6 protein-coding genes are annotated in these 6,495 nt (G+C 44.7%); 2 read left to right on the forward strand and 4 right to left on the reverse strand.

What is annotated here, in order from left to right; translation table 11 throughout:
* Positions 1-90 precede the first annotated feature (90 nt).
* Positions 91-1,434 carry an MATE family efflux transporter gene (locus AB5542_RS20890; protein WP_279041061.1) on the reverse strand — a complete coding sequence of 448 codons (1,344 nt, stop codon included), beginning with the start codon at positions 1,432-1,434 and terminating at the stop codon, positions 91-93.
* Between the two features lie 125 nt (positions 1,435-1,559).
* On the opposite strand from AB5542_RS20890, the gene AB5542_RS20895 reads away from it, so the two are divergent.
* Positions 1,560-2,588 (forward strand): HPP family protein, encoded by a 1,029-nt coding sequence (locus AB5542_RS20895; RefSeq protein WP_279041063.1) that lies wholly within the window; start codon positions 1,560-1,562, stop codon positions 2,586-2,588.
* Between the two features lie 163 nt (positions 2,589-2,751).
* On the opposite strand, the gene tpiA is transcribed toward AB5542_RS20895, so the two are convergent.
* Genes tpiA through AB5542_RS20910 form a run of 3 tightly spaced genes read right to left on the reverse strand, consistent with a single transcriptional unit; the run spans position 2,752 to position 5,357 of the window.
* On the reverse strand, positions 2,752-3,522 hold the full coding sequence (tpiA, locus tag AB5542_RS20900; RefSeq protein ID WP_087419890.1) for a triose-phosphate isomerase: 771 nt from the start codon (positions 3,520-3,522) through the stop codon (positions 2,752-2,754).
* Positions 3,523-3,548: 26 nt separating this feature from the next.
* Positions 3,549-4,793: a BT_3928 family protein gene (locus AB5542_RS20905; RefSeq protein WP_279041065.1), complete on the reverse strand. Its 1,245-nt coding sequence runs from the start codon at positions 4,791-4,793 to the stop codon at positions 3,549-3,551.
* A 24-nt stretch (positions 4,794-4,817) separates the two neighbouring features.
* Positions 4,818-5,357, reverse strand: a complete 540-nt coding sequence (locus AB5542_RS20910) for a DUF1599 domain-containing protein (RefSeq protein WP_027201166.1) — start codon at positions 5,355-5,357, stop codon at positions 4,818-4,820.
* A 101-nt stretch (positions 5,358-5,458) separates the two neighbouring features.
* Between AB5542_RS20910 and folP the strand changes: the two genes are divergently transcribed.
* Positions 5,459-6,295 (forward strand): dihydropteroate synthase, encoded by an 837-nt coding sequence (gene folP / locus AB5542_RS20915; RefSeq protein ID WP_279041067.1) that lies wholly within the window; start codon positions 5,459-5,461, stop codon positions 6,293-6,295.
* Positions 6,296-6,495: the final 200 nt, after the last annotated feature.

A 6,495-nucleotide genomic window follows, 5' to 3' on the forward strand; every position in this document is an offset into this window, starting at 1 on the left:
GAGTCACCAGCTCCTCCTCTGTTTATAGAGGAGGTGGCACGAAGTGACGGAGGAGTTTTTTGAAATAAAATGACTTTGGGGACACTCCCTTCAAACTCTTTTACACATCGCATTTATACAAATCACGGCAAACGTGATAAATTCTGCCACGGCTACCGCTAGCCAGATCCCTTTGATTCCTAACCATAATGGCAGGAGGAAGAAGCAAACCACTGGTAAAATGATCCCTCTTAAAACGGTAAATATCGTTGCCAACCGTGATTTTTCGATACTCATGTAATATCCGATGGAGGTGATGTTAATTCCGAAAAAAACATAGCATATCGAGAAAAATGGAATCCCGTACACGGCATATTTCCAGGCGTTGTTTGTGTGGTCTGCAATGAACAGGGATACGATTTGTTCCCGTAGTAAAATCGTGAGAACCAGGAAAAACAAGCCTGTTGCAATCGTTGCTATCAATGCCAATCGGAGTGCTTGCTGTGCACGATCGTGTGCCGCACATCCGTGATTGAAACTGATAATAGGTTGGGCCGACTGGATGATGGCATTGAAAACCATAAATATGATCGGGAAGAAGTAACACATGATACTGAATGCCGCCACTCCGTCCGTACCGAGGTAACTCACGAACACATAGTTCCCGGTCAGCATCATCACACCGATAGCTGCCTCTCCCAAGAATGCCGAGAATCCCAGACGAATGATATATCCGCTATTACGTGCCGTGAGTTGTATACTCTTCCGGCTGAACTTTAATTTGCCGAGACGGACACGAGGAGAATAGCGTAATAAATAGACAACCATAAGAAGGCAACCCACGATTTCACCGATACCCGTGGCCACGGCAGCTCCCGTCAATCCCCATTTATACATGAATATAAACAGATAGTCGAGTACGATGTTGATTACCGTGGAGATCGTCATGCACCACATGGCTATTTTAGGCCCGTCAATGCGGGTGAAGAAAGTAAGTACACAGAGTGCCGTCTGAAACATGGCAAAAGCGGCATAAGCAATCAGGTATTCCCGTGCCAGCTCAATAATATCTTCGGGAGCTCCGAGGATTCGAGCCACAGATGTCGGGAAAGCCATGACAAGGATAGATACTAACGTCATGCCGATAAAAGAAACAAGCGTTGCTTGCGTGGCATTGATGTTAGCCACACGTTCTTTTCCCCGGGCCAGGTTGATCGATGCCACGATTGCCCCGCCCATACCAAACATTAATCCCATTCCGGCAGCGAACACGAATAATGGGGCGGCAATATTTACCGCGGCTAAAGCGTCGCTACCAATTCCACGACCGACGAAAACCCCGTCGGTGATCACGAATAAAGCCGAGAAAACCATACCCAGCAAGGTCGGGAATAGTTGTTTACAGAACAACTGTCCGACTTTCATTGAACCAAAATCTATACTGTCTCGTTGCATGTATATATAATTTTTTTAGCTCGGCAAAGGTAGGTCGAATAAAACGGAGAAAAATTAACATATGATAATTACGGATTATTTTGTGTACTTTTGTCGTAAAATAATGAATAAAGAGAGATTTTAGAATGCTGAAAAGTGCAAGTGGAAAGCAAATGTTCGGAGACGTGGCACAGCGTAAACGCTATTTTTACGCCTTGTTAATGATTTTGCTAATGATTGGTGCTGCAGAACTGTTGATGGAAAGGGAAATTATCTTTCCGGAAATGGCAGCCTTGACAATCGGTATGTGGATCGTGGATAAACGGGTGTGGCAGGTGAGTCGGGCAAGTATGGTCGTTCTCATGATTTTAGGTGCTGTGGCAGGTGTGTGTATAGTACGTTATTCTCCTTTCCCCTTGCTTGTGAATCTGGCGTTTGCCTTTATTTTTGCCGCAGTCTGCCTCACGTTATTTCGTGCAACTTTGGTACCGCAGATTTCTGCCTGTATGTTACCTGTGTTATTGGGCACGGAAAGTTGGGTTTATCCGGTAGCTGTACTTGTTATGTCGGTTATTGTTGTTGGTGGACAATGGGGGATGGAGAAAGTTGGATTACGGGAGAGGGTGACTTATACTCCCGTGATTGTCCATTGGAAGGATAGCTTGGTACGTTGGTCGTTTTTATTGGTGACAGTGATAGCGGTTGCTGCATTGGCCATCTATACGAGAAATTTGTACTTCATTCTTCCTCCGTTGATTGTGACTTACGTGGAGTTTGCCAATTCGAAGGCCGGGTTCCGCAATCGTCCCGTACAAGTTTTATTGGTCTTGTTCACGGCGGCTGTTATTGGCGTGTTCTTTCAGATCGTGGGACATAAATACTTGCATTTACCGGAAGTTGTGGTTGTACTCCCGATTTTTCTTTGTATGTTTTCTTTGTTTGAATTTCTAGGAAAGTTCTTTGCCCCGGCGGGAGCTGTTGCTTTGATTCCGATGATCATTCCCGAAGAAGGTTTGTTGTGGTTGCCTTTGCAGGTTCTCGTGGGAGCTACGTTATTTATTGGCTTGGCGATGATCTGTTTCCAGCGTTGTCTACGCTGGCCTCGGGCACAGCTAATCGTGTGCCTGGTTCCACCTTTTATAAGGGATTTGAGGAAGAGAAATAAGAGTTTGTAAAGTTCATAAGGTTCATAAAGTTTATAAGGTCCGTGGACTCCTGAGGGGAGCTTTACCAACGGCAGCTAGTGCTGCCGTTAAACACAGTCCGAAGGACACCTGTCACTTTGGACTTTATGAACCTTATAAACTTTATGAACTAAAAGGGCTTTTCGCCCTTTATTTAATGTCTTGCTCTCGCTTTGATGATTTCGAAGAAATCTGCCGCTTTCAGAGATGCACCACCGATAAGTCCACCATCTACGTCCGGATTGGAGAAAATAGCGTCGGCATTTCCTGCGTTACAGCTTCCTCCGTAAAGGATTGAAGTTTCATCAGCTACGGCTTGTCCGTATTTTTCTGCTACAACAGAACGGATGAAGGCGTGCATTTCTTGTGCCTGATCGGGAGTAGCGGTTTTACCGGTACCGATAGCCCAAACCGGTTCGTAAGCGATTACCACATGAGCGAATTGTTCCGGGGTAAGATTGAAGAGACCGTCGGTCAACTGTTGTTTCACAACTTCGAAATGTTTCTCGGATTCTCTTTCTTCCAGTACTTCACCCACGCAGAAGATGATTTCCAACTTGCTGTCTAGGGCTTGTGCAACCTTCTTCACGAGAATAGGACTTGTTTCGCCATAGTAGCTTCTTCTTTCAGAGTGTCCTAAGATCACGCATTTAGCACCAGTGGAAGCTATCATTTCAGCTGAGATCTCACCCGTGTAGGCTCCGGCTTTTTCCGTTGCGCAATTTTGGGCAGCAACCATGATGGAAGATTCTGTGATGTTATGAGCCACTTTTGCCAAGTGGATAAAGGGAGTACCGAGAACAACAAGAACGCCTTCTCCGCCTTCTTTATATCTCACGTAATCATTCACTTCTCTAGCCAATTCAACTCCTTCAGCGAAGGTTTTGTTCATTTTCCAGTTACCTGCTACAATCTTTTTTCTCATATCTTTATGTTTTGAATTGTTTGTGCTTAATTGTTTCTTTTCCCTTTTCTACGTGGAATCAGTAAATATGCTACAAAGAAAAGAAGGATAATGGAGTAAACCAAATAAATTCGTTGCATTTGTTCCCTTGAATACACGCAATAAGCTGTCAAGTCGGTATCTTGTAATTCTTTCACGTCGGGAACATCTTTTCCAGCCCATTTGTCGAGAATTGTGCCTTCTCGGAGAATGATCACGCCGGGGTTAGAGCGAATCATGGTTTTTAACTGAATCTCGTCAGCCGTACAAAATTCATAGGGAACGTGATTCCGCTTTTTATATGCTTCAATATCCCGTTCCGAGGATGAGGTTAATCCGTAGAAACGAATCCCTTTTTCCCGGGCGTACTCCGCCAGTCGGTTGATGGCGGGTTGATATTGTGTAGCGCTCTGGTTAAGGTTGTATGCTACGGCGAGGATCGTGTGATTATCGTCTTCCAGAATTTCTTCTGTGATGTTACCAAGCGTGGGGTGTTCGATTACAAGGTCATGAATCGGTGTGATGTACCCTTTCTTTACCAGTCGCTCCGAGCTACTCTCGTATTCCCAGTTCAACGTGTCTTGCCACGGGTAGTTTTCTTCCGTGAAAGACCGGACCTCTCCGGTTTGCTTATTCTTGTACTTTAGTGTGACTTCGTATTGATCCGGTTCGGCTCCTTCGGGAAGTCTCATGCCTTCCGTGATATTCTTGCCGACAGCGTAAGGACGGAAATCCAGTACGGGCAAGTGACGATAGCAATAGATGGAAAGACATAGCATTCCGGCTCCTGCCAGGGAGAGAAACGAAAATTGTCCCATGAAAGAAAGCGATGATTTGTATTCCTTGCGGTACACGAAGATCATGATGGCCAACAAGAGCAAAATGATATTCTTCCAAAAGGTTTGCCAGTTTGTCAGGATCATGGCATCCCCGAAACAACCGCAGTCACTCACTGGATTCGTCAGTGCCAATACGAGGGTCAGTGGGGTGAAAAAAGCCATGAATAGAAGAGCCCCCCATGCCATACGGGATACCCATAAATTAAACAACAGGGCAATTCCGATCAGAAATTCAGCCAGCGAGAGGGCGAATGAGAAAAACAACGTGGTTGCGTTCATCCAGCCCATGCCGAAAGCGTTAAAGTAGTCAGTGAATTTGTAATCAGATCCTAACGGGTCAATTCCTTTCACGAATCCGGAATAGATGAATACTATCCCGACAATAATCCTGCACAGGTTTTTGACGAGTCTCATGTTTGTTTATTTTCCGGTTAGACCTTACTCTTGCTCCACGACAAGGCGAATCAACCCGAAAACGGCGTAATTTACCATGTCGAAGTAATTTGCATCGATACCTTCCGATATGATCGTGGTACCTTGGTGATCTTCTATCTGTTTCGTACGGTTAATCTTCATCAGAATCAGGTCGGTGTACGAACTGACCCGCATCTCCCGCCAGGCTTCATCGTAATCGTGATTCTTGGCAAGCATCAGTTCCTTCGCTTTATGAAAATAATTTTGATACAGGCGAAGGACTTCATCTTGGGGGGTGTCGTTACCCGGTCCGAGTTGGAGTTGGATCAGTCCCATAATGGAATAGTTGATGATCCCGATAAATTCGGGAACAATACCTTCCCCGACTTTCGTAATCCCCTTTTCTTCAATACTGCGTATACGGTTTGCTTTGATATAGATCTGGTCGGTGATGGAGGTCGGGCGGAGTATTCTCCAGGCTGTCCCGTAGTCCTGCATTTTCTTCACGAAGATATCCTGACATATATCTATCACTTTATCATATTCTTGTGCTGTATTTGGCATACTCTATTTATTTTTGATAATGAAATCTGAAAAATAAATTGTTAATTTGTCCTGTAAAAGTACTCAAATAATTGAATATTGGAAATCGAAAGTTGAAAATTATGACACATATAACGATCGGAGCGGAAAAGGTTAGCTTGGAGAAACCCGTGGTGATGGGTATATTGAACGTGACACCGGATTCTTTTTATGATGGGGGAAAGTACACGAGCGAGTTGAAGATCATGGAACGGGTGGATGAGATCGTGGAACAAGGTGCCGGGATTATTGATGTCGGGGCGTATTCAACCCGTCCGGGGGCTGCGTTCGTGGACGCTCAGGAGGAGTTATCCCGGTTGAGTTTTGCCGTGGAATTGATTCGTAAGTATCACCCACATCTTCCGGTATCGATCGATACATTCCGGGCCGACGTGGCGAAAGAGATCAGTCATTGTCTCGGACCGATAATCATTAATGATGTTTCCGGGGGAACGATGGATGACAAGATGTTCGAGACGGTGGCGGAATTGGGACTTCCTTATATCATGATGCACATTCAGGGAACACCTCAGGATATGCAGGTTAATCCTCATTACGATGACGTCGTGCGTGAGGTTCGGGAGTTTTTCACGGAACGGATTACTCGTTTAAATGCTTTGGGATTTAATAATATAATATTGGATCAAGGATTCGGTTTTGGAAAGACCGTAGCCCATAATTATGAATTGATGGATAAAATGGAGTCCTTCCTGGATTTGGGTTATCCTTTATTGGTGGGAATCTCCCGGAAATCAATGATTTGGCGTTTACTGGAGGTTACACCCCAAGAGGCATTAAATGGAACAACCGTGCTGAACACGATCTCCCTGTTGAAAGGGGCACATATTCTCCGGGTTCATGATGTGCGAGAAGCCGTGGAAGCCGTGAAAATCGTGGAGGCGATGAAAATGAGTTTATAAAATTGGTATAGTTTGAAGGTTCGTAAGGTTTATAAAGTTCGTAAGGTTCATTGACCCCTGCGGGGCGCTTTGTTAACGGTAGCGTGTGCTACCGTTAAATAAAAAGTAGTTATTCCTTTTATGGGCCATGTGGCCAAAAATAGTTGGTAAATTCTTTATAACGATTTGAATTCCAGAATGATTAATTACCTTAATTGAAA

It is taken from the genome of Butyricimonas sp. RTP31003st1_G1_RTP31003_210430, from assembly GCF_040920905.1.
Classification (GTDB): domain Bacteria; phylum Bacteroidota; class Bacteroidia; order Bacteroidales; family Marinifilaceae; genus Butyricimonas; species Butyricimonas paravirosa.

Coding starts and splice junctions, on each gene's coding strand:
- AB5542_RS20890 (WP_279041061.1), bottom strand. CDS start 1,434: ATGCAACGAGACAGTATAGATTTTGGTTCAATGAAAGTCGGACAGTTG.
- AB5542_RS20895 (WP_279041063.1), top strand. CDS start 1,560: ATGCTGAAAAGTGCAAGTGGAAAGCAAATGTTCGGAGACGTGGCACAG.
- tpiA (WP_087419890.1), bottom strand. CDS start 3,522: ATGAGAAAAAAGATTGTAGCAGGTAACTGGAAAATGAACAAAACCTTC.
- AB5542_RS20905 (WP_279041065.1), bottom strand. CDS start 4,793: ATGAGACTCGTCAAAAACCTGTGCAGGATTATTGTCGGGATAGTATTC.
- AB5542_RS20910 (WP_027201166.1), bottom strand. CDS start 5,357: ATGCCAAATACAGCACAAGAATATGATAAAGTGATAGATATATGTCAG.
- folP (WP_279041067.1), top strand. CDS start 5,459: ATGACACATATAACGATCGGAGCGGAAAAGGTTAGCTTGGAGAAACCC.